We start from the raw sequence: 21,459 nt of genomic DNA, 5'->3' as shown, positions 1-21,459 counted from the left end.
CCGTACGGACGGCATGATTCCGGTCGCTCTGCCGAACGGTTCCGGCCGTCCGCGGGGCCCGCCCACAGCTGCGGGACAGCCCCGGCACCGCTCCGAACTGAGGGAATGCGGACAGGATCGAAGACGTACGAAAGGCCCCGGCCAGATACCTCGTCTGTAGGAAGTGGCCGGTCTTGCCGTGGACCCGGTAGATGCCTGGGGCATCCAATGGTGGTGGAGCCCGGAACGGACAGCTCCGCGCGCACGCAGCTCCGCACGCACGCACCAGCACTGCGAGGGGATCCCATCCATGACGGAATCCATGACCGAATCCACGACGGAATCGGCCCGCCAGGACCTCCACCCCACCCTTACCGCCTCCGCCTCCGCCTCCGCCTCCGCCTCCGAGACTCCGGTCCCCTTTCCCCAGGACCGAGGCTGCCCCTACCACCCGCCCACCGCCTACGCGCCGCTGCGCGAGACGGGCCCGCTCGGCCGGGTCACTCTCTTCGACGGCCGTCCGGCCCGGATCGTCACCGGGCACACCCTGGCCCGTGAACTGCTGGCCGACCCGCGGCTGTCCAGCAACCGGCAGCTGCCCGGTTTCCCGGTGACGACCGAGCGACTCGCGAAATTGCAGGCGCGGCGTGTGGCGCTGCTCGGCGTCGACGATCCCGAGCACAACGCCCAGCGCCGCATGCTGATCCCGAGCTTCTCGGTGAAGCGGATCGCCGCGCTGCGGCCGCAGATCCAGCAGACCGTCGACCGGCTGCTCGACGCGATGGAGCGGCAGGGACCGCCGGCCGAGCTCGTCGGGGCGTTCGCGCTGCCGGTGCCGTCGATGGTGATCTGTGCGCTGCTGGGTGTCCCGTACGCCGACCACGAGTTCTTCGAGGAGCGCTCCCGGATACTGCTGCGCGGCCCCGCGGCGGCCGACGTGGAGCGGGCGCGGATCGAACTCGAGTCGTATCTCGGCGAGTTGATCGATCGCAAGCGGCGCGAGCCGGGCGAAGGACTGCTGGACGAGCTGATCCACCGGGAGGCGGGGGACGGGCCGCCCGACCGCGAGCAGCTGATCGCGTTCGCGGTGATCCTGCTCATCGCCGGGCACGAGACGACGGCGAACATGATCTCGCTGGGCACGTTCACGCTGCTGCGCCATCCCGAGCAGCTCGCCGCGCTGCGCTCCGGGGAGACGACGACGGCCGTGGTCGTGGAGGAGCTGCTGCGGTACCTGTCGATCGCGGACGGGATGCTGCGGGTGGCGCTCGAGGACATCGAGGTGGCCGGGGAGACGATCCGGGCCGGTGAGGGCGTGGTGTTCTCGACCTCGCTCATCAACCGGGACGAGACCGCGTTCGCGGAGCCCGAGGCCCTCGACTGGGACCGCTCCGCGCGGCACCATCTCGCGTTCGGCTTCGGCATCCACCAGTGCCTGGGCCAGAACCTCGCCCGCGCCGAACTGGACATCGCGCTGCGCACCCTCTTCGAGCGGCTGCCCGCGCTCCGGCTCGCGGCCCCCGCCGAGGAGATCCCGTTCAAGCCCGGCGACACGATCCAGGGCATGCTCGAACTGCCCGTGGCGTGGTGAGCCCCATGGGGATCGAGATCGACAAGGAGCGCTGTGTGGGCGCGGGCATGTGTGCGCTGACGGCGCCGGACGTGTTCACTCAGGACGACGACGGCTTCAGCGAGGTGCTCCCCGGCGCGGACGAGCGGGCCGCGGAGCACCCGATGGTGAAGGAGGCGGTGCGGGCCTGTCCGGTGGGGGCGGTGTCGCTCACCGGGCCGTGACACCCGGCCTTCAGATGCGCGGCTCTCCCGGCACCACCGGCACCACGGTCACCGGGCACGGCGCGTGGTGCAGCACCGCGTGGGCGACCGAGCCGATCCGGGCGCCCACGGCGGTGCGACGGGCGCGCCGTCCGACGACGAGCAGCTGAGCCCGCGGGGCGAGCGAGAGCAGCACTTGCCCCGCGCTGCCGATCTCGACGTGCTCGGTGACGGGCACGTCGGGGAACCGCTCGCGCCACGGGGCGAGAGCCTCGCCGAGCGCCTTCTTCTCGTACGGTTCCATGCCGCCGGACTCGTCGAGGAGTTCGAGCGAGGCGGGACTGTACGCGAACACCGGCGGCAGGCTCCAGGCGCGCACCGCCCGGACACTCGCGCCGCGGGCCGCCGCCGTGCGGAAGGCGAACTCGAGCGCGGCGGCGCTGTCCAGCGGATCGCCCTCCTGCCCGACGACCACCTCGCGCCCGGCCGCCTCGGCGGCGGCCCGGTCGTCCGAGCGGACCAGCACCACGGGCCGCTCGGTGCGGGCGATGACCTGTTGGCCGACCGAGCCGAGCAGGAAGCCGACGAGCGGGCCGTGGCCGCGCGAGCCGAGGGCGAGGAGTTCCGCGTCGCGGGCCGCGGCGAGGAGCGCCTCGACGGCGCCGTCCTCGGCGAGGACGTCGGTGGTGACCGCGAGTCCCGGGTGCCGCCCGGCGATCTGCTGTTCGGTCCCCGCCAGGAGGTCCCGGGCCCACCGCGCCCGCGCGTCCTCGTCGGCGGCCAGCGCCAGCGTCTCGGGAACCGGCGTCCCCACATGCACCAGGCGCAGCGGCCGTTCCCGCCGCACCGCCTCGCGTGCCGCCCAGGCGGCCGCGGCCGCGCTCTCTGGTGATCCGTCCACTCCCGCGGTGATCGGCCGGGTCATGGGGCCTCCTCGTGGTCCGTCCGCCGCGTCGGCGTCCGCCGCGTCGGCGCCTGCTGTCGCCTACCGACGATCTTGCCTCACTTCGCGTGGTGCCCGCGGCTGACCTTCGCCTGCTTCTTCTCGGGGCGCAGGAACGCCGACCAGCCTCCCGGCGGCCGCTCCCCCACCTCCAGACCGCGCAGTTTGGCGAGGACGGCGGGGTCCTGCGCGTCGAGCCAGTCGACGAACTGCCGGAAAGAGACGAGCCGTACGTCCTTCTTGTCGGCGACCCGCTTGAGTGTCTCCTCGACGGCGTCCATGTAGATGCCGCCGTTCCACTCCTCGAAGTGGTTGCCGATGAAGAACGGGGCCCGGTTCGTCTCGTAGGCGCGTCGGAAGCCGGTCAGATAGGACTGCGTGGCCTGGGTGCGCCAGCCCGGGTAGTTGTAGGACGGCGCCCTCGTCGAGTTCCGCGACTGGTTGGCGAGGATGTTGTAGTCCATCGACAGGACCTCGAAGCGGTGACCGGGGAACGGGATGCCCTGTAGGGGAAGATCCCATACGCCTTGCTTCTTGTCCGGCCAGCGCTGCAGGCCGCCGGGTGACGACGCGTCGTAACGCCAGCCGAGTTCCCGGGCGACCGGCAGCAGGTTCTCCTGGCCGAGCAGGCAGGGCGTACGGCCGCCGATGAGTTCCTGGTCGTAGTCGAAGGGCAGCGAGGGGTGATCGTGCCAACCGGTGTTGCTGCGCCAGGTCTTGACGAACGCCTGGGCCTGCTCGATCTCGCTGCGCCAGTGCGCCGGGCTCCAGTTGCCGACGGACCCGGAGCCGCCGCAGAAGTGCCCGTTGAAGTGCGTGCCGATCTCGTGGCCCTCCAGCCAGGCCTGATGGACGTACTTCAGGGTCTCCTTGACGTGTCCGTCGGTCAGGTAGCCGATGTCGGAGGCGCCGACCGGATTGTTCGGCGGGCGGTACAGGCGCTTCTTCGATTCGGGCAGGAGGTAGAGGCCCGACAGGAAGAAGGTCATGTGGGCGTTGTGCTCGCGGGCCAGTTCCAGGAAGCGGGGGAACAGGCCGTTGCCGACCTCTCCCGCGCCGTCCCACGAGAAGATCACGAACTGTGGTGGCCGCTGGCCGACTTCGAGCGGGTCGGGGGCCCCGGGCTGGTGGGGCTGTTTGCCCGTGTACGCGGTCGAACCGTCGCCGATCAGCCGGGGCGCGGCCTTCTTCGGCGGCCCCGCGGGCCGGCCCTCGTGCCGGCCGGGGCCCGCCGGGGGCAGGCCCTCCTCGTCGCCGCTGCCGCAGCCCGCGAGGGTCGTGGCCGCGGCGCCCAAGCCGATCCCTAGCCCCAGGCGTGCGGCGCCTCTGCGGCTGATTCCACTCATGAGCATCCCAACCCGCGCCGGGTGAGGGCGCGTTGTGTGTCCCCCCTCAAGGACAGCGACCTTCGCACCGTAAGACCGATAAACGGACAAATCACACATTTGGTTCGGCGTGCCGCGGAAAAGGCTCACCGAGGGCCGGCCACGAGCCGGGGCCGGGCCCCGGGCTTCATCAGGCGTTCACCACGGATGCGTCCGGCGGCGTTCCCCGCGGCGGCTCAACGATCTACGCTCGGCGGCGCCTTGACGGCATCTGTTCCGACTCCGAAAGGTCCGCTACGTGTTCGACGTCCTGTCCAGACCCGCGGTGCTGTTGCGCCGCACCGGAGCGCTCGGCCTGGCGACCGCGCTCGCCATGACGCTGCCCGGGCCGCTCGCCTCGGCCGCGGCGCCCGCCACCCGGCCCACCGCGTCCGTCGACCCGCTGATCGGCTCGACGAACGGCGGCAACACCTACCCGGGTGCCACCCGCCCGTACGGCATGATCGCGTGGTCCCCGACCAGCACCACCGGCGACCAGACGAGCACCGGCGCCGCGAACGGCTACGAGTACAACGCCAAGCGGATCCGCGGCCTGAGCCTCACCCACGTCAACGGCGCGGGCTGCAATCCCGGCGCCGCGGGCGACGTGCCGATCATGCCGTTCGTCGGGGATGTCACCTCCTCGCCGTCGGCCGACACCAAGGACGCGGTGTACGCGTCGAACTTCTCGCACGCGAACGAGCGCGCGGTGCCCGGCCGCTACACCCTGGGGCTCGACTCCGGCGCGTCGGCCGATCTGTCGGTGAGCCGCCGCGCGGGCGTCGCCGACTTCGCCTTCCCCGCCGACCAGCAGGCCTCGCTGCTGTTCCGCGTCTCCAACTCGCTCAACGGCAGCGAGGACGCGCACATAGACATCGACCGCGCGCACCGCAAGGTCACCGGCTGGGTGCTGACCGGCGCGTTCTGCGGGCGCCGTGCCAACGGCGGCGTCAACAACCGCAAGAGCTACTACAAGCTGTACTTCAGCGCCTCCTTCGACCGCGCCTTCTCCTCGTACGGGACCTGGCGGGACGCCACCCTCTCCCCCGGCTCCACCAGCGCGGGCGGCGGCGAGGGGTACGCGACCGGCGCCGACCGCGCGGGACGTGGTTCCGGTGGCTACGTCGGCTTCGACACGGGCTCTGACAACGATGTCCATATGCGGCTCGGCATCTCGTACGTGTCTCTCGCGGGCGCCGAGACGAATCTGCGCAAGGAGATCGCGCCCCGGGCGAGCGTCGACGACGTGGCGGCCCAGGCGAGCCGGGACTGGGACCGGGAGCTGAGCTCCGTGCGGACCGGCGGCGGCAGCGACGCCCAGCGCACCGCCTTCTACACGGCGCTCTACCACTCCCTCATGCAGCCGAACATCATCAGCGACACCGACGGCCGCTACCCCGGCATGGACGGCAGGCCCCACCGCCTGGCGCGCGGGCAGGAGGCGCAGTACAGCAACTTCTCGGGCTGGGACCAGTACCGGGCCCAGATCCAGCTGCTCGCCCTGCTGAAACCGAAGGTCGCCGGGGACTTCGCGCAGTCGCTCTACAACTTCTCGGAACAGAACGACGGCGTCTGGGACCGCTGGGTGCACGTCAACGGCGCGACGCACGTGATGACCGGCGACCCGACGGCGGCGACGCTCGCGACGTTCTACGCGATGGGCGTGCGCGACTTCGACTACGAAGGCGCCTTCGACTCGCTGGCCCGGCAGGCCACCGAGCCGCGTGACGACGGCCTCTCCGACGCGGGTTGCCCCGGCCAGTGCGAGGGCCAACGACCCAACCTGGCCCAGTACTTGAGCTCCCACTACGCGGCGCAGGATGCCTGCCACTGCTGGGGCGGCGCCGCCGAGACGCTGGAGGACTCGGTCGCCGACGCCGCACTGGGCTCCTGGGCGAAGCTGCTCGGCCGCGACGAGCAGGCCGCCTACTTCACCGAGCGCGGGACGTGGTGGCGCAACGTCTTCAACCCGGACACCGGTTACATCCAGGCGCGCAATCTGGACGGCTCGTGGGTGACCCCGTTCAATCCGGGCAGCGACCTCGGATTCGCGCAGGGCACCAGCGCCACGTACACCTGGATGGTGCCGCAGGACGTGCAGGGCCTCGCCGACGCGATGGGCGGCCGACAGGCGGCGGCGACCCGGCTCGACGGGTTCTTCCACAAGGCGGACGGCTCCTGGTCGGTGAAGGGCGGCGACGCGCTGCGCTACGACCCGACGAACGAGCCCGGCATCCACGCGCCGTGGCTCTACAACGCGCTCGGGCAGCCGTGGAAGACGCAGGCCACCGTGCGCGAGATCGTCACTTCCGTGTACGGGACCGGGCCCGCGGGGCTGCCCGGCAACGACGATCTCGGCACCATGTCGGCCTGGTACGTCTTCTCCGCGCTCGGCCTGTACCCGAAGGCCCCGGGCAGCGCCGATCTGCTGCTCGGCGCGCCGCTGTTCCCGCACGCCGTGGTGGACCGGCCCGGACGCGCCGACATCGTCGTCGACGCGCCCGCGGCCGATGCCACGCACGCGTACGTCGCCGGGGTGCGGCTCGACGGCCGGAACCACCCGCGGTCGTGGACGGACGCGGGCCTGCTGCGCCGCGGCGGCACGCTCGCGTACCGGCTCGTCGACCAGCCGGACACGAGGTGGGCCACCGATCCTGCGGGCCTGCCGCGCTGACCTGACCCGGCGACGGGCCCCGGGGAAGGTCAGTCCTCGCCGACGACCTTCCCCGGGTTGAACAGGTCCAGCGGGTCGAGCGTCTGCTTCACCGCACGCTGCATCGAGCAGACGGCGGGGCCCAGTTCGCTGCGCATGCCACCGCGCTTGAGCAGGCCGACGCCGTGCTCGCCGGTCACGGTGCCGCCCGCGGCGATCGCGGCCTGGAGGAGCTCTTCGAAGGCGGCCTGCGCGGCGACGCGGGCCGCCTCGTCACCGGGCTCGGTGATCAGCAGCGGGTGCAGGTTGCCGTCCCCCGCGTGCGCGATGGTGGCGATGCGCACCCCGTGCCGGCGACCGATGTCCTCGATGGTGGCGAGCATCTGGGGCACGGCCGAGCGGGGCACGCAGAGGTCCTCGGTGAGAACGGGGCCGAGCCGTTCGAGCGCGGGGTAGGCGAGGCGTCGTACGTCGAAGAGGGCCTCGGCCTCGACGGCGTCGGTGGACTGCTCGGCCCAGAGCGCCCCGGCCTCCTGGAAGGCGGCGGCCACCGCCGCGGCCTCGACGGCCCCCGCGTCGCCCGCGGCGTCGATCCTGGCGAGCAGCATGGCCTCGGCGCCCGGCTCGATGCCCAGGTGCTTCCAGTCCTCGACGGCCTCCATGCAGGCGCGGTCGAGGAGTTCGAGAGCGGCGGGGGCGAGGCCGCGGCGGGTGACGAGGGCGACCGCCGCGCCCGCGGCGACCAGGCTGTCGAAGGCGCCGACGATCGTGCGCGGTTCCGCGACCGGCGCGGGCCGCAGCCGCAGGGTGATCTCCGTGATGACGCCGAAGGTGCCTTCGGAGCCGACGAACAGGCTCGTCAGGTCGTAACCGCTGACACCCTTCGTGGTGCGCCGGCCGAGGCGGACGCGGCTGCCGTACTCACCCGCCGGGCCGCCCATGACGACCTCCAGGCCGAGGACGTAGTCGCGGGTGACGCCGTACTTGAGGCAGCACAGGCCGCCCGCGTTCGTCGACACGTTGCCGCCGATGGTGGACCAGGGGGCGCTGGCCGGGTCCGGCGGGTACCACAGGCCGTGCTCGGCGACGGCGGCCTTCAGGTCGTTGTTCACGACGCCGGGCTGGACCACGGCGAGCAGGTTCTCGGTGTCGATCTCCAGGATGCGGTTCATCCGGGAGACGTCGAGAACGACGCAGCCGTCGACCGCGTTGGCGCCGCCGGAGAGGCCGGTGCCCGCGCCGCGCGTGACGACGGAGATCCGCCGCGCCGCGCACGCCCGCACCACCGCCTGCACCTCTTCGGCGGAGCCGGCCCTGACCGCCGCGAGCGGCCGGCCGGCGGGCGCCCACTCGGCGTCGTCGCGGCCGAGCGACGCGAGCACGTCCGCGTCGGTGACGAGGGTGCTGCCCGGGAGCGCGTCCACCAGTTCGCGCACCGTACCTGCTGTTTCTGCCGTGTTGATGTCGTACCTCCAGAACAACTCTGCATGACCGGGCAGTTCGCGGGTAACTGCCGGACACCATGATGGAACAGGGCTGTGCGCCGTCGCACGGCGCGGGAGGGACGGTGGAGTCCACCATGAGCGGGACGGACGTCACTGCGGACAGGACCCGGACCACAGATGGGGAGATTTCGCTTCACCACATCCCGGACCCCAGTCGAGTGGCGCCGCTGGACGCACGGGAACTCTCCCGGCACTTCTTCCGGCGGCTCGCCGAACTCGAAGAGGGGACCGAGGAGTACCAGTACACGCGTAACACCCTGATCGAGATGAACATGTCGCTGGTCCGCTTCGCGGCGGGCCGTTTCCGCCACCGCGGCGACGACATGGAGGACATCGTCCAGGTCGGCATGATCGGCCTGATCAAGGCGATCGACCGGTTCGAGATCTCGCGCGAGGTCGAGTTCACGTCGTTCGTGCTGCCGTACGTCACCGGCGAGATCAAGCGATTCTTCCGCGACACCAGCTGGGCCGTGCACGTGCCGCGGCGTCTGCAGGAGCTCCGGCTCGAACTGGCCAAGGCGCGCGACGAACTCCGCACCCGCCTTGACCGCGACCCGACGACCGCCGAGCTGGCCACGCTCCTCGACCTGCCGGAGTCCGAGGTGGTGGAGGCGCAGCTGGCCTCGAACGGGTACACGTCCGCGTCGCTGGACGCGGCCCTGACCACCGACAACGGTCAGGACGGCGAGTCGGTGCTCGCCGACTTCATCGGGGTGGAGGACGAGGCGATGGAGCTGGTGGAGGACTTCCACGTGCTCGCCCCGCTCGTGGCGCAGCTGCCCGAGCGCGACCGCCGGCTGCTGCATCTGCGGTTCGTGGAGGAGCTGACCCAGGGGGAGATCGGCGAGCGGCTCGGCTACTCGCAGATGCACGTCTCACGGCTCATCAAGCAGCTCATCGCCCGGCTGAAGTCCGGCATGCTCGCGGACACGGACCCGGTCTAGGTAGCGGGTCGACCGAAGAAAACCGGGGCCGTCCTCACACCGAGAGGGTGAGGACGGCCTTGACGCGTTTGCCGACCGGCACCCGTTCGACGGTGACCTCGGCGAGTACGTCCACGATCTCCAGGCCGTGCCCGCCGATCCGGGCCGGGTCCCGCGGGTAGCGCAGCGGGACCGCGGCGCTGCTGTCGTAGACGGTGACGATGATCTGCCGCGCCGACCCCTCCAGCTCCAGGACGTAGGGCCCCGCACTGTGCCGGTCCGCGTTGGTGACCAGCTCGCTGACGACGAGGAGCACATCGCCCGCGGCCCTGCGGTCGATGGGGACGCACCACTCCTGGTTCAGCTGGGCCAGGAACGTCTCCGCGAAAGCCCGGGCCTGCGCTATGCAGCCCGCCTCTCCGGAATAGTGCGTCACCCGCCGCAGGGGCTCGACAGGCGTGTCGAAGCCGATTGGGATCACTGCCCCGCCCAAATACTCGATCATCCGCGTCTCTCTCGACCGGGCCTGTGTCGGTCAGACCCCCGCAGGCATGCTGATACCCCGACTCGCGCGGAGCAGTCCTGCCGATTCGTGATGTGACTGTCACACGGTCCGGTCGTTTGAAGAGCGAAGCACACGACGCCCTTCGACGCGGGAGACCCGACCATGCCGACCCTTCGCCGCGGCCGCCCGGCCCTGCGCACCCGGATAGCCGCCGACCGGGCCGAGGCCGCCCTCGTCGAGCAGTACACCGCGCTCGTCCGCCTCGCCTACCTGACACTTCCCGCCGCTCTGTCCCGGCACCGCCGGGTGCTGATGGCGCACGCGGCGGCCCAGCGCGCGCTTCCCGGGGCGCGGCCGACCCGCGTGCCGGGCCCGCGGGCGGCGGGAGACGGCCCCGGCGGCGCGGAGGACGCCCTGCGGGTGCGGGTGCTGCGGGCCGCTCTGGCCGGGGCGCACCGCCCCTCCGGCTGGCCCGCGGCGCTGCCGCCGCCCCGGGCGCTGCTGCCGCGGTTGCCCATGGTGTGGGGGCTGCGCCTGTTCCCGCGGGCCGGCGGCGCCGAGGAGATCGCCCTCGGGCAGGCGCTGGCGGGGGCGTCGGCGCCGGCCAGGGCCGCGTTCGTGCTCCGCCGGGTCGACGGCTTCTCCGCCGGGCGCGCCGCCGCCCTGCTGGGCGCGGCCGGGGTCAGGGACCCCGAGGACGTCGTCCGGGACGCCGCGGGCCTGGACGCCGGGGCAGGACCGGCCGCCGAGGCGCTGCTGCGCTCCCAGGAGTTCGACGCCTGCTCGGTGCAGACGCGGCCCACGGATCTGATCCGGCGCACCCGGCGCAGGCGGCTCGCCTGGGCTCTGGGCGCTCTCGCCGTGATCACGGCGGGCGTGCTGACCGTCCCGGGCGGCGGCTCCGGCGAGCATCCGGCGGTCCGGGCGAGCGCGACGGCCGCGGGGGGCCTCGACGCCGCCCGCCTTTCGCACGCGGCGCCCGACGAGTGGGCCGACACCTCCCGGGTCGACTTCACGGTGTGGCCCGCGCGGGGCTCCCGGACCGGCGACGAGGCGCTGCTGGCGCGGGCGCTGGATTCCTGGGCGGCGCCCTCGGACGCGGTCGCGGTGACGACGACGCCGGGCACTCCGCAGGACGCGCCGCCGCGCACGCCCCAACTGCTGTTCGCCGGAGACGTCGACGGCCAGGGTGTGGTGCTGCTGACCGACGGCGACCGACTGGCCCGTTACGCCGACCCCGTCGGCGGCGGACGTGCCTCGCTCGATCTGGCCCGCGTCGACGACGCCGATGTGACCACCGCGGCCGCGGTGGTGCTGTCCCGCGGCTCCGGCACCGCCCGCTATCTGTTCGCGCCCTGGGTCACGGAGGCGACCAGGCGTGATCTGCTGCGGCCCGACACTCCGGCCCGGCCGCTGCACGTGTCCGAGGACGGTGTGACCGACGCCGTGCCGGTCGCTCCGCCGGGGGGTTGTGCCCGGCGTCCGGTGCTGCAGCTGCGCTCCTCCGCACGGATCGTGGAGCACCACGCGTTCCTGGTCGTGGATCTCGGCGGGCTCTCGCCGGTGCATCTGACGTACACCCCGCTGCCGGGCCACGGCACGCCGCCGCCCCGCCAGCCGCGTGAGGCGACCAGCAGTCAGGCCCTGCTGGCGTGGGCGCGTACCGCCTGCGGACTCGAGCCGTGGCGCGGCGGGGCGGTGCGCGCCGTGAACGCGTGGGACTTCGCCGAGCAGCAGTTGCCGGAGGGGGGCGGCCGCGCGGTGTGGTCGTGCGCCCGTGCCTCGACCTGGCGCGGGCCGGGTGACGTGGCCCTGCTGCTGCGTGCGCCCGCCTCGTCCGCCACCGCACCTGCCCGGGTGGTCGGCCGGGCGGAGTCCACCGCCGCCTGCAGCCGGTTCGGGCAGCACGTGGTGGCCTCCTCGCGGTGGAGGTCGCCGAAGGGCCACTGGTATCTCGTGGCGGCCGGCAGCCGTGCGGTCACCCGGATCTCCGTGAGCGGCGCGGTCGACACCGCCCGCCCCGGCCGCACGCTGGCCGTGCGGGCACCCGAGCGGGGCACGGTGCGGGTGACGGCGCGGCTGGACAACGGGGAGCGGCTCCCGGAGGTCGGTTCCTGACGGCGCTGCCGCCGGCTGCCGGGGCCTGACAGCACCCGGACAGGACTGAGCCCCCCGTCCGTGCGGACGGGGGGCTCAGTGTGGGGCTCGTCGGCCCGCCGCGCTGCCCGGGCGCCGGCCGATGCCCGGGTCAGGCGGGTACGTCACCTTCCCCGCCGACCACCAGGAACGCGTCCGAATCCAGGTCCATCACTACCTTCGCGGACCGTCCCTGAGCGCGTAGCCGAGCGGCGTACTCCTCCGCCGGCCAGGACCCGCGGGGCGCCCCCGCCGAGAACCGTCGCAACACCTTCGCCTGCATATCGCGGCACCTCCTACACCCGTCGACCCGCACGGACGGTCCACGCCCGGTGACCGTCCGTCGTCCCTGTGCTGCGCTTGCCCGCTTCCGGGGAGACCATGCACGGGATGCCCCGCCGTGGCCCGGAATGCATGCATCCGTGCACGTCCCGGGGCCGGAAGGTTCGGAAGGGAGGAACGGGCGGCTGACCGCGATCGGCTGTGCGCCTCCCCCTCCGTCCATCGCAGTCCCACGAGTTCCGTCGAGTTCCGTCGAGTTCCCTTGATTTCTCGCGAGTTCCCTTGAGTCCCTCGTAGCAGCCGGGAGTAAGTCTGTGCGCGTCCGTGTCGTCCTGTTCACCGCCGACCTGCGAGTCCACGATCATCCGCCGCTGCGAGCCGCCCTGAACGCCTCCGACGCGGTGGTGCCGCTGTTCGTCCGGGACACCGGGATCGCCGCGGCCGGATTCCTGGTGCCGAACCGGGAAGCGTTCCTCGCCGACTGCCTGCGCGATCTCGACGCGCAACTGCGGCAGCGCGGCGGGCGGCTCGTGGTCCGCTCCGGGGACGTGGCGGAGGAGGTCGCGAAGGTGGTGACCGAGACGGACGCGTGCGCGGTGCATCTCGCGGGCGACGTGAGCGCCTACGCCCACCGCCGTGAGGAACGGTTGCGGACCGCACTGCACGGCATCGGCTGCGAAGTGGTCTCCCACGACGCGGTGGTGACCTGCGTGCCGCCCGGCGCGGTCACCCCCGCGGCCAAGGACCACTTCGCCGTGTTCACGCCGTATCACCGGCAGTGGGCCCGGCAGCACCTGCGGACCGTGGGCCGGGCGCCCCGGGCCGTCACGGTTCCCGACGGGGTCCGCTCCGAGCCGCTGCCCGAACGCGCTGCCGTCCCCCGTCTGTCACCGGATCTCGCCGAGGGCGGCGAGCGGGCCGGCCGGGCGCGTCTCACCGCGTGGCTGCGGTCGGGGATCGCCGGGTACGAGGACCGGCACGACGACATGGCGGGCGACGCGACGTCCCGGCTCTCCCCCGACCTGCACTTCGGCACGGTCAGCCCGGTCGAGGCGGTCCAGCGGGCCCGGGCCGCGGGCGGCCCCGGCGCCGAGGCGTTCGTACGGCAACTGGCCTGGCGGGACTTCCACCGTCAGGTGCTGGCCGCCCGCCCGGCCGCCGCGCACGAGGACTACCGCGGCAAGCACGACCTCTGGCGCTCGGAGAGATCCGCGGGCCGGGAGATCGAGGCGTGGCGACAGGGGCGTACGGGATATCCGGTGGTCGACGCGGCGATGCGGCAGCTGCGCCACGAGGGGTGGATGCACAACCGGGCCCGCCTCCTGACCGCGAGTTTCCTCACCAAGACGCTGTACGTCGACTGGAGGGTCGGCGCCCGGCACTTCCTGGACCTCCTGGTGGACGGGGACATCGCGAACAACCAGATGAACTGGCAGTGGATGGCGGGTACCGGCACGGACAGCCGGCCCAACCGGGTGCTGAATCCGGTGACGCAGGCCAAGCGGTACGACCCGGACGGAGCGTATGTACGGCGCTGGGTGCCGGAGTTGGCGGGTCTGAAGGGCGCCGCGGTGCACGAACCGTGGAAGCTGACGGGCGAGGACAGGGCCGCGTACGACTATCCGGATCCGCTGCTCGAACTCTCCGACGGACTGGCCCGGTTCAAGCGGGCTCGCGGTCTGGGGTGAGCTCGGGGTAGAGCCGCTCGATGCGGCTCAGCGCCTCGGGCAGCGTCGTCGGGCGCAGCGCGCCGCGCACCGTGTGTCCTGCCCAGCCGGGGCCGCCGAGCATCACGGCGGGCCCGCCGCGGGCGCCGCGCACCCCCCACCTGGCCTCGGCGAGGTGCCGGGCGAGGGGCAGGCTCGCGGTCGACCGGGCCTGCGCCCACAGCACGATGACGCGCGGCCCTGTGCGGCGCACGGCCGCCGAGACCGCCTCGACGGGGACGGCCGCCCCGAACATCCGCTGCGGCAGCCCCAGTTCGTCGAGGGCCGCGCTGAGCGCCTCCAGGGGCAGCGAGTGCTGTTCGGCCGGTACGCAGGCCAGGACGAGCGGCGGTACGGCCGCGGTGACGGGCGCGATGACGCCGCGGTGCAGGGTGCGTGAGATGTGGCAGGACAGGAGGTGCTCGACCTCGACGTAGCGGTCCCCCGCCTCCTCCCATTTGCGTCCGATCGCGTGCAGCACCGGCACCATCACGTCCTGCCAGGCGCCGACGAGGCCGTGCCGGGCCACCGCTTCGGTCAGCAGGTCCCGCACGGCGGGCGCGTCGAGGCGGGTGGCGGCGCGCGCCAGACCACGGCGCTGCCGTTCGAGCGTGGCCTCCGAAGCCGGGCCCTGCGCGCGGCGGCGCGGCTGCGGGACGGCGGCGACGGGGCGACCGGTGTCCTGGCGTTTGCGGGCCAGGTGTGCGGCCTCGGCGGGTGGCAGGCCTGTCGCGGTGAGGCGGCACATCTCCTCGACGGCCGCGACGTCCTGCGCCGACCAGCGCCGGTGGTGTCCCTCGGCGCGCTGGGCGGGACCGAGCCCGTAGCGGCGGTCCCAGGTGCGCAGGGTCGTCGGTGACACTCCCAGGCGCCGGGCGAGGGCGCCGGTGGTGACCCCCGGCTCCGCCGCCGCCACGCCGTACCCGTTCCGCAAGGTGTCCCGGTCCTCGTCCATCGGCTCACGATACGACGCACAAACGGTGCGAGTTGCCGGTCGACCGCGCGGGTTCACAGGATGACCGGTCCGTGGACGGGAACGCGGTCCATCCGTCCGGTTTCCGTTCGGGAAACGCCAAGTTCGGGCCTGCGTAGAGGAGTTGACGAGACACCGATGAGCACAGCGGTCCGCCCGGATACGCGCGGTGCGCACGAGTCGCCCGAGAAGGGGGCGCGGGCCGACGCGGCGCACCTGGCCGATCTGTACCGGTGCTGGGCACCTCTGGTACTCCGGCTGGCCCGGCGGGCGCTCGGTGACGGCCGTGACGCGGAGGACATCACGCAGCAGGTGTTTCTCGCCGCGTGGCGCGGGCGGGCCGGTTACCGGCCCGAACTCGGCACCGATGCCGCCTGGTTGACGGGAATCACCAGGCACCACATCGCGGACGCGCTCGCTTCGCGCACTCGCCGGGCGGCCCTGCTCGAAGGCGCGGCCGCCGGGCGCACGGTGGCGGTGGAGGAGACGGAGGCCGCGCTCGACCGGGTGCTGGTGGCCCAGGAGCTGGCGCGGCTGCCGGTGCCGCAGCGCACGGTCCTGTGGCTCGCGTTCTACGAGGACCTGACGCAGCCGCAGATCGCGGACCGCACCGGATGGCCGCTGGGCACGGTCAAGTCTCATGCGCGGCGCGGGATGGGGCGGCTGCGTGCGCGGCTGTGGGAGTACGGCAGGAATCGAGGCCGGGGTGCATCCGTACGAGAGCGTGCGCCTGAAGCACTGGACAGCCCCGTGTGAACCGGTGACGCGCTCTCGAGGCCGTGCAGGCGGCCCGGACCCCGCTGTCTGCACGGTCTCGCCGGAGTCGGCGTCACCGGGGCCTGTCTCTGTGGGCGGCGTCCGCGCGGCGCCGCCCACGGAGGCACCCCCGCGGGCGCGGGGAGCGGCTCCCGGTTAGGGTCTGTGATCATGAATGCCCGATCCGTCCAGATCCGTGAACTTCCCGAGTCCGACATCGAGCGTGCCCTCGCGCTCGCCTACCTGGTCTTCCACGAATCGCCGGCGGACGACCGGCGCAAGCACCACCGCGAGACGCTGGCCGGTTTCCTGCGCATCGGTGCCTACGACGGGGACGACCTGGTCGGGTTCGCCGCGGCGCACCCCTTCTCGGTGTCCGTGCCGGGCGGCGGTGAACTCTCCTGCCCCGGCCTGACGTTCGTGTCGGTGGCGCCGACGCACCGCCGTCGCGGTGTGCTCTCCGGGATGATGGCCGAGTTGTTCGCCCGCTGCGCGGGGCAGGGCGCGCCCCTCGTCGCGCTGTGGGCGTCGGAGGCGTCGATCTACGGCCGGTTCGGCTTCGGCCCCGGCACCTACGGCGCAACCGTGGAGATCGACTCGCGGCGCCCGCTCGCGCTGCGCCTCGCGCCCGACTCCCGCCCCCTGCGCCTGGTCGACCCGGAGTCCGCGCCCGCGCTGCTCGCCCCGTACTTCGAGGAGACCCGTGCGCACCGGGCGGGCCGGCTGGCGCGTACGGAGGCCTGGTGGCGCGAGGAGTTGCTGGTCGAGAAGGACGAGGGCGACAGCGGGATGTCGCCACCGCGGATCGTGGCACTGGGCGATCCGCTCGCCGGGTACGCGATCTACCGCACCAAGTCGGGCGGCGAGGACACGCACACCGCGGGTCTCGTCCGGGTCGACGACCTCGAGGCCGACGGCCCCGAGGAGGCGGCCGCGCTGTGGAGCTATCTGACCGCGATCGATCTGACCGGCAAGGTGCGGGCCTGGGGCCGTCCGGTGGATGATTCGCTGCTGCTGTTCGCGGCGGACCGGGACCAGGTGCGGGTGACGGAGTCGTCCCCGTCGTTGTGGGTGCGGCTCGTCGACGTGCGGGCAGCGCTGGCGGCCCGCTCGTGGGCGGCGCCCGTGGACGTGGCGCTCGCGATCCGCGACGAACAGGTGCCGGCGAACGCGGGCACGTTCCGGCTCATCGCGTCGCCGGACGGGTTCTCCTACGCGCCGACCTCGGACGCCCCCGATCTGACGCTGGAGGCGCGCGACCTGGCCACGGTCTACATGGGCGCGACGTCCGTGCGGTCTTTGGTGCGGGCGGGTGTGGCAGGCGAGCACAAGCAGGACGCGGCGTCGATGCTCGACGCCGCGCTGTACACGGATCTGCTGCCGCACACGGTCGACGGATTCTGAGGGCCTGTTTCTTTGAATCCGCCTGAGGTGCGGCGGGTTCAGCAGCTCATCTTCCAGGTGTGGGAGTCGCCGCTGTCGTTGCCCCAGGAGTTGGACGGGATCTCCTGTCCCGGGGCGAGACAGACGGTGCCGAACCCGATCCAGCCCTTGTTCTCGTAGACCTGGACGTGGTCCTTCACTCCGGGGCCCGAGATGCCGTGGTTGGCCCAGGAGGAGTCCTCGTCCTGGATTCCGGGCTCCCAGTCGCCGTCGTCGCCGGACCAGTTCCAGCGCTGGCCCGAGTAGTTGGCGTCGGTCCAGGCGCAGAAGTCGCCGCTCGGGCACTGGGCGGCGTACGCGGTCGTGGTGACCGCTGCGCCGCCGAGGGCGATGACGGCGGCGGTGAGCAGGGCGAGCGAGTGCTTCACGGTGAGGGGTCTCCTTGTGGTGTGGGTCGGGGTCGGGGTGGCGGTGTCAGCGGGGCCCGTGGTCGCGCAGCAGCGTTGCGGACTCATGGAGCGCGTGGGCCCGCAGCCGGCGCCATTCGGTGATCTCGGTGCGGTGCCGCGCGCGCACGGAGGCGAGGCTGCGGTCCCGGTAGGCGGCTTCGGGTCGGAGGTTGTTGACGACGGTCGACACCTCGAACCAGCGCTTCTCGTCCCCATAGAGAGTGCGCTGGGCCGCGGCGAGGCAGCCGTCGGTGTGGGCGCGTACGGGGATGCCGCTCGCGAGGGTCAGGGACAGTTCGGCCGGCGGGCGTCCGAACAGCGCACCGGCGACACGCTCCTGTTCGGCGGTGTTCACGCCTCGCTGTCCTGGCCGGGGAGGGGTGAGTCCCTGGCGGGTGAGGCAGCGGTCGGTGAGCTCCTGCTGTGCCGCTCTGATGGTGTCGTCGGGCGAGAGGGCGGGCCGGGCGGGCTGGCGTACGCACCCGGTGAGCAGGAGCAGGCCCGTCACCAGGGCGAGCCCCCACGATCGTGGTCGCGCGCGCACGCCCGTCAGCCCTGCTCGCATCCCATCTTGTTGTCGCTGACCCCGTCGATCTTCTGCGCCCACTCCCAGTTCTCGGAGTAGTCGTCGCGCCGGATCTCGCGGTACAGGCAGTTGGAGGTGGTGTAGCTGATGGCGTAGACGCTGTCCCCTACACGAGAGTCGAAGGAGTAGGCGTGACGCTGTGTGCCGTTCTCCGCCTCGGCGTAGCCGGGGGGTGCGTAGCACCAGGCCTGGCCGTGCTGGCCCGGTTCGGTCCAGAAGCAGACCTGCCCGGGTCCTGCGGCTGCCCGGGCGCCGGTGGCGGCGGGCACCAGGGCGGCCGCGGCGGCGAGAAGGGTGAGGGTGAATGCGGATGTGCGTTTCATTGTGGCGGCCTCGATGTGGTCGTCATTACTGTGCGTGACCACACTCCCCAGGCGCCCGCGAGGGCATTCCCCGCTTCACCCGTGTCGGTTACTAGTCATACCTGTCATACGGACGCGTGCGCCGGGGCGTGCGCGGCCCTGCGGGCCATGCGCAGGGCGTCCACGGACTCGGCGAGGAGTTCGTACTCGGTGGTCTCGTCGCGGGTGGCGACGCGGACGAGCCGGCCGCCCGCCAACTCCTCGGCGATGCGGTCCTGTTGGGCCGTGTCGGCGCACCAGGCGCGCAGTTGGCCGGGCACGTCCGGGGTGTCGTCACCCAGCGGCATCAGGGCGCCCTCGGGCAGGTGCGGGAGGCCGGGGCGGGGGTCGAGGCGTTCGGCGATCCAGGTGGCCCGATCGCGTAACCACCACAGGGCGAGCGGCAGGGTGGGTGCGCGATAGGTGCCGAGCGGAACTCCGACGAGCCGTCCACCGCAGATTCCGTATGCGGTGACGTGGCACAGGAATTCGTCGTGCACGATCTCCCCCATTGCCCGGTGCCATTGATCACTGACCGGTCCGGTTATTGATCAGCGATCGACCCACCTGCGGAGGAATTCAAGATCGTCGATCTTCCGCAGGTCCGCGTGGGCCGTATTCGATCAAAATTCAACCGTCCCACCTGTCGAGTATCGGCACTTCGGACGCGCTGTCACCATGCTTTTTGCGCCAGTCTCCTGGCATATTCCGGCGCTCCGTTGGCCGAAATCCGCGTGGTCGACGAAACTGCACCTCATGCGCATCCATGACGTACTCATCGACGGCTACGGCCGCATTCAGGAAGAAGTGCACGCGGTGGTCGAGGGCCTTTCCCCCGATGATCTCCATACGCGGCCCGGCGACGGCGCGAATTCCATCGCCTGGCTGATCTGGCATCTCACGCGCGTACAGGACGACCACGTCGCCGACGCGGCGGGCACCGAACAGGTCTGGCTCGGACAAGGCTGGGCCGACCGCTTCGGACTGCCGCTGCCCGCGTCGGACACCGGCTACGGCCATACCTCGAAACAGGTCGGCCAGGTGCAGGTCGAATCCGGCGACCTGCTCGTCGGTTACTACGACGCGGTGCACGAGCAGACGCTGGGCTTCCTCGGCGACCTGAAGGACGCCGCGCTCGACCGCATCGTGGACGAGAACTGGGACCCGCCCGTGACGCTGGGCGCACGGCTCGTCAGCGTCCTGTCGGACGATCTCCAGCACGTGGGACAGGCCGCCTACGTACGCGGGCTGCTCTGACGGCTCGGAGGCTTTTCTCCGACACGGCGCTGAACTCCTGGTTCAGCGCCGTTCGCGCGTCCGGGGACCGAGGGAAACCGCAGCGCGCCAAAGGTCTTGACAACTCGATTGGTCTGGACCAGCTTTGGCGCACAGCGGTGGCCACCGTTCACTTTCAGCCCTCACCTCTCCCCCGGAGGCATCCCCGTGGACCGTGCACGTCATGGCAGACCCGGCGCCCGCCGCTGGCTCGGCGGCGCACTCGCCGTCACTTCGGCCGCGGCGCTCGGCGTCACCGCGCTCGCCGCTCCCGCGCAGGCCGCGGACGTCAACGTCGCCAAGAACGCCGGCTTCGAGTCGGACCTGAGCAACTGGACCTGCACCGCGGGCAGCGGCGCGGCCGTCTCGTCCCCCGTGCACGGTGGCACCAAGGCCCTGAAGGGCACACCGGCGGGCCAGGACAACGCCCAGTGCACCCAGACCGTCGCGGTCAAGCCCAACTCGACGTACACGCTGAGCAGTTGGGTGCAGGGCGGCTACGCCTACCTCGGCGCGAGCGGCACCGGTACCACCGATGTCTCCACCTGGACGCCGGGCAGCTCGTCCTGGCAGCAGCTCACCACCAGTTTCAAGACAGGCGCGAACACGACGTCGGTGACGATCTACACGCACGGCTGGTACGGGCAGAGCCCCTACTACGTGGACGACGTGAACGTCTTCGGGCCCGACGGGGGCGGCGGCAGCGACCCGGTGGTGATACCGGCCGTGCCGGCGGGCCTCGCCGCGGGCGCGACCACCTCGACCTCCGTCGACCTGTCCTGGACCCCGGTCTCCACGGCGTCCGGCTACAACGTCTACCGGGACGGCACGAAGGTCGCGTCCGTCACGGGGTCATCGGCGAGCGTCACGGGGCTCACGGCCAACACCGCTTACAGCTTCCAGGTCAGTGCGACGAACGCGGCCGGTGAGTCCGCCAAGTCGGCGGCGGTGACCGCCAGAACGGCCACGTCCGGCGGCGGCGGGGGCGGCGGCGCCGTGCCCAAGCACGCGCTGACCGGGTACTGGCAGAACTTCGACAACGGCGCGACCGTACAGAAGCTGCGGGACGTGTCGTCGCAGTACGACATCATCGCGGTGTCGTTCGCCGACGCCACGACCACGCAGGGGCAGATCACCTTCAACCTCGACCCGGCCGTCGGCTACGCCTCCGCCGCCGACTTCAAGGCGGACATCACCGCCAAGCACGCGGCGGGCAAGTCCGTGGTCCTCTCCATCGGCGGCGAGAAGGGCAGCATCTCGGTCAACAGCGACGCGTCGGCGACCGCGTTCGCGAACAGCGCGTACGCGCTGATGCAGGAGTACGGTTTCGACGGCGTCGACATCGACCTGGAGAACGGCCTCAACTCGACGTACATGACGAAGGCGCTGCGCCAGCTGTCCGCCAAGGCCGGCTCGAAGCTGGTGCTCACGATGGCACCGCAGACCATCGACATGCAGTCCACGTCGGGCGAGTACTTCAAGACCGCGCTGAACGTGAAGGACATCCTCACCGTCGTCAACATGCAGTACTACAACAGCGGTTCGATGCTGGGCTGCGACGGCAAGGTCTACAGCCAGGGTTCGGTGGACTTCCTCACCGCGCTCGCCTGCATCCAGCTGGAGGGCGGTCTCGACCCGGCGCAGGTCGGTCTCGGCGTCCCGGCCTCCACGCGCGGGGCGGGCAGCGGCTACGTGGCCCCGTCGGTCGTGAACAACGCGCTCGACTGCCTGGCCCGCGGCACGAGCTGCGGTTCCTTCAAGCCCGCGCGGACCTATCCGGGGCTGCGCGGCGCGATGACCTGGTCGACGAACTGGGACGCGACGGCCGGCAGCGCCTGGTCGAACGCGGTCGGGCCCAAGGTGCACAGCCTGCCGTAGCGCGGCCGTGTCCGTATCTGTGGGACACCTGACCCCACAGCCATGGCGC

19 protein-coding genes are annotated in these 21,459 nt (G+C 72.2%); 10 read left to right on the top strand and 9 right to left on the bottom strand.

What is annotated here, in order from left to right:
* Positions 1 to 301 precede the first annotated feature (301 nt).
* Together ACIREE_RS25090 and ACIREE_RS25085 are read left to right on the top strand one after the other, a co-directional pair.
* Positions 302 to 1,570: a cytochrome P450 gene (locus ACIREE_RS25090; protein WP_404156927.1), complete on the top strand. Its 1,269-nt coding sequence runs from the start codon at positions 302 to 304 to the stop codon at positions 1,568 to 1,570.
* A gap of 5 nt (positions 1,571 to 1,575) precedes the next feature.
* Positions 1,576 to 1,773 (top strand): ferredoxin, encoded by a 198-nt coding sequence (locus ACIREE_RS25085; RefSeq protein WP_404156227.1) that lies wholly within the window; start codon positions 1,576 to 1,578, stop codon positions 1,771 to 1,773.
* 10 nt (positions 1,774 to 1,783) lie between these two features.
* Here ACIREE_RS25085 and ACIREE_RS25080 read toward each other — a convergent pair whose 3' ends face one another.
* Positions 1,784 to 2,677 (bottom strand): universal stress protein, encoded by an 894-nt coding sequence (locus tag ACIREE_RS25080; protein WP_404156224.1) that lies wholly within the window; start codon positions 2,675 to 2,677, stop codon positions 1,784 to 1,786.
* Between the two features lie 77 nt (positions 2,678 to 2,754).
* Positions 2,755 to 4,041, bottom strand: coding sequence for a hypothetical protein (locus ACIREE_RS25075; protein WP_404156221.1), 1,287 nt, complete (start codon positions 4,039 to 4,041; stop codon positions 2,755 to 2,757).
* Positions 4,042 to 4,393: 352 nt separating this feature from the next.
* Between ACIREE_RS25075 and ACIREE_RS25070 the strand changes: the two genes are divergently transcribed.
* Complete coding sequence (locus tag ACIREE_RS25070; RefSeq protein ID WP_404156924.1) at positions 4,394 to 6,733, top strand: GH92 family glycosyl hydrolase; 2,340 nt, start codon at positions 4,394 to 4,396, stop codon at positions 6,731 to 6,733.
* 29 nt (positions 6,734 to 6,762) lie between these two features.
* Here the strand turns inward: ACIREE_RS25070 and ACIREE_RS25065 are convergent, their stop codons facing one another.
* Positions 6,763 to 8,148, bottom strand: a complete 1,386-nt coding sequence (locus ACIREE_RS25065) for an FAD-binding oxidoreductase (protein WP_404156218.1) — start codon at positions 8,146 to 8,148, stop codon at positions 6,763 to 6,765.
* A gap of 143 nt (positions 8,149 to 8,291) precedes the next feature.
* Here ACIREE_RS25065 and ACIREE_RS25060 point away from each other — a divergent pair, with 143 nt between their 5' ends.
* Complete coding sequence (locus ACIREE_RS25060) at positions 8,292 to 9,161, top strand: SigB/SigF/SigG family RNA polymerase sigma factor (protein ID WP_404156215.1); 870 nt, start codon at positions 8,292 to 8,294, stop codon at positions 9,159 to 9,161.
* Positions 9,162 to 9,195: 34 nt separating this feature from the next.
* Here ACIREE_RS25060 and ACIREE_RS25055 read toward each other — a convergent pair whose 3' ends face one another.
* Positions 9,196 to 9,645 carry an ATP-binding protein gene (locus ACIREE_RS25055; protein WP_404156212.1) on the bottom strand — a complete coding sequence of 150 codons (450 nt, stop codon included), beginning with the start codon at positions 9,643 to 9,645 and terminating at the stop codon, positions 9,196 to 9,198.
* Positions 9,646 to 9,807: 162 nt separating this feature from the next.
* Here ACIREE_RS25055 and ACIREE_RS25050 point away from each other — a divergent pair, with 162 nt between their 5' ends.
* Together ACIREE_RS25050 and ACIREE_RS25045 are read left to right on the top strand one after the other, a co-directional pair.
* Positions 9,808 to 11,763, top strand: coding sequence for a hypothetical protein (locus ACIREE_RS25050; protein ID WP_404156209.1), 1,956 nt, complete (start codon positions 9,808 to 9,810; stop codon positions 11,761 to 11,763).
* Positions 11,764 to 12,377: 614 nt separating this feature from the next.
* Positions 12,378 to 13,751 (top strand): cryptochrome/photolyase family protein, encoded by a 1,374-nt coding sequence (locus tag ACIREE_RS25045; RefSeq protein ID WP_404156206.1) that lies wholly within the window; start codon positions 12,378 to 12,380, stop codon positions 13,749 to 13,751.
* Here the strand turns inward: ACIREE_RS25045 and ACIREE_RS25040 are convergent.
* Positions 13,726 to 14,724 carry a MerR family transcriptional regulator gene (locus ACIREE_RS25040; protein WP_404156203.1) on the bottom strand — a complete coding sequence of 333 codons (999 nt, stop codon included), beginning with the start codon at positions 14,722 to 14,724 and terminating at the stop codon, positions 13,726 to 13,728. The genes ACIREE_RS25045 and ACIREE_RS25040 overlap by 26 nt on opposite strands.
* 156 nt (positions 14,725 to 14,880) lie before the next feature.
* Here ACIREE_RS25040 and ACIREE_RS25035 point away from each other — a divergent pair, with 156 nt between their 5' ends.
* Together ACIREE_RS25035 and ACIREE_RS25030 are read left to right on the top strand one after the other, a co-directional pair.
* Entirely contained in the window at positions 14,881 to 15,498 is a 618-nt protein-coding gene (locus ACIREE_RS25035) for an RNA polymerase sigma factor (protein WP_404156200.1), read from the top strand.
* A gap of 171 nt (positions 15,499 to 15,669) precedes the next feature.
* Positions 15,670 to 16,902, top strand: coding sequence for a GNAT family N-acetyltransferase (locus ACIREE_RS25030; RefSeq protein ID WP_404156197.1), 1,233 nt, complete (start codon positions 15,670 to 15,672; stop codon positions 16,900 to 16,902).
* 38 nt (positions 16,903 to 16,940) lie between these two features.
* Here the strand turns inward: ACIREE_RS25030 and ACIREE_RS25025 are convergent, their stop codons facing one another.
* From ACIREE_RS25025 to ACIREE_RS25010, 4 genes are all read right to left on the bottom strand, one after another.
* Positions 16,941 to 17,309 (bottom strand): peptidase inhibitor family I36 protein, encoded by a 369-nt coding sequence (locus ACIREE_RS25025; RefSeq protein ID WP_404156195.1) that lies wholly within the window; start codon positions 17,307 to 17,309, stop codon positions 16,941 to 16,943.
* A gap of 46 nt (positions 17,310 to 17,355) precedes the next feature.
* Positions 17,356 to 17,874 (bottom strand): hypothetical protein, encoded by a 519-nt coding sequence (locus tag ACIREE_RS25020; RefSeq protein ID WP_404156192.1) that lies wholly within the window; start codon positions 17,872 to 17,874, stop codon positions 17,356 to 17,358.
* Positions 17,875 to 17,879: 5 nt separating this feature from the next.
* Positions 17,880 to 18,239, bottom strand: a complete 360-nt coding sequence (locus ACIREE_RS25015; protein WP_404156190.1) for a hypothetical protein — start codon at positions 18,237 to 18,239, stop codon at positions 17,880 to 17,882.
* 104 nt (positions 18,240 to 18,343) lie between these two features.
* On the bottom strand, positions 18,344 to 18,757 hold the full coding sequence (locus ACIREE_RS25010) for a hypothetical protein (RefSeq protein WP_404156187.1): 414 nt from the start codon (positions 18,755 to 18,757) through the stop codon (positions 18,344 to 18,346).
* A 256-nt stretch (positions 18,758 to 19,013) separates the two neighbouring features.
* On the opposite strand from ACIREE_RS25010, the gene ACIREE_RS25005 reads away from it, so the two are divergent.
* On the top strand, positions 19,014 to 19,514 hold the full coding sequence (locus ACIREE_RS25005; protein WP_404156184.1) for a DinB family protein: 501 nt from the start codon (positions 19,014 to 19,016) through the stop codon (positions 19,512 to 19,514).
* Between the two features lie 186 nt (positions 19,515 to 19,700).
* A complete protein-coding gene (locus tag ACIREE_RS25000; protein ID WP_404156181.1) occupies positions 19,701 to 21,410 on the top strand; it encodes a chitinase in 1,710 nt (569 codons plus the stop codon).
* The last annotated feature ends 49 nt before the right edge of the window (positions 21,411 to 21,459 follow it).

This window comes from Streptomyces sp. NPDC102467, assembly GCF_044765445.1.
Lineage (GTDB): Bacteria > Actinomycetota > Actinomycetes > Streptomycetales > Streptomycetaceae > Streptomyces.
The sequence above is the reverse complement of the archived record's forward strand: the minus strand, read 5'-3'. Positions and strand labels throughout refer to the sequence as shown.

What these genes read in the sequence shown, in the direction of transcription:
- ACIREE_RS25090 (WP_404156927.1), top strand. Translation starts at nt 302, where the DNA reads ATGACCGAATCCACGACGGAATCGGCCCGCCAGGACCTCCACCCCACC.
- ACIREE_RS25085 (WP_404156227.1), top strand. Translation starts at nt 1,576, where the DNA reads ATGGGGATCGAGATCGACAAGGAGCGCTGTGTGGGCGCGGGCATGTGT.
- ACIREE_RS25080 (WP_404156224.1), bottom strand. Translation starts at nt 2,677, where the DNA reads ATGACCCGGCCGATCACCGCGGGAGTGGACGGATCACCAGAGAGCGCG.
- ACIREE_RS25075 (WP_404156221.1), bottom strand. Translation starts at nt 4,041, where the DNA reads ATGAGTGGAATCAGCCGCAGAGGCGCCGCACGCCTGGGGCTAGGGATC.
- ACIREE_RS25070 (WP_404156924.1), top strand. Translation starts at nt 4,394, where the DNA reads ATGACGCTGCCCGGGCCGCTCGCCTCGGCCGCGGCGCCCGCCACCCGG.
- ACIREE_RS25060 (WP_404156215.1), top strand. Translation starts at nt 8,292, where the DNA reads ATGAGCGGGACGGACGTCACTGCGGACAGGACCCGGACCACAGATGGG.
- ACIREE_RS25055 (WP_404156212.1), bottom strand. Translation starts at nt 9,645, where the DNA reads ATGATCGAGTATTTGGGCGGGGCAGTGATCCCAATCGGCTTCGACACG.
- ACIREE_RS25050 (WP_404156209.1), top strand. Translation starts at nt 9,808, where the DNA reads ATGCCGACCCTTCGCCGCGGCCGCCCGGCCCTGCGCACCCGGATAGCC.
- ACIREE_RS25040 (WP_404156203.1), bottom strand. Translation starts at nt 14,724, where the DNA reads ATGGACGAGGACCGGGACACCTTGCGGAACGGGTACGGCGTGGCGGCG.
- ACIREE_RS25035 (WP_404156200.1), top strand. Translation starts at nt 14,881, where the DNA reads ATGAGCACAGCGGTCCGCCCGGATACGCGCGGTGCGCACGAGTCGCCC.
- ACIREE_RS25030 (WP_404156197.1), top strand. Translation starts at nt 15,670, where the DNA reads ATGAATGCCCGATCCGTCCAGATCCGTGAACTTCCCGAGTCCGACATC.
- ACIREE_RS25015 (WP_404156190.1), bottom strand. Translation starts at nt 18,239, where the DNA reads ATGAAACGCACATCCGCATTCACCCTCACCCTTCTCGCCGCCGCGGCC.
- ACIREE_RS25005 (WP_404156184.1), top strand. Translation starts at nt 19,014, where the DNA reads ATGCGCATCCATGACGTACTCATCGACGGCTACGGCCGCATTCAGGAA.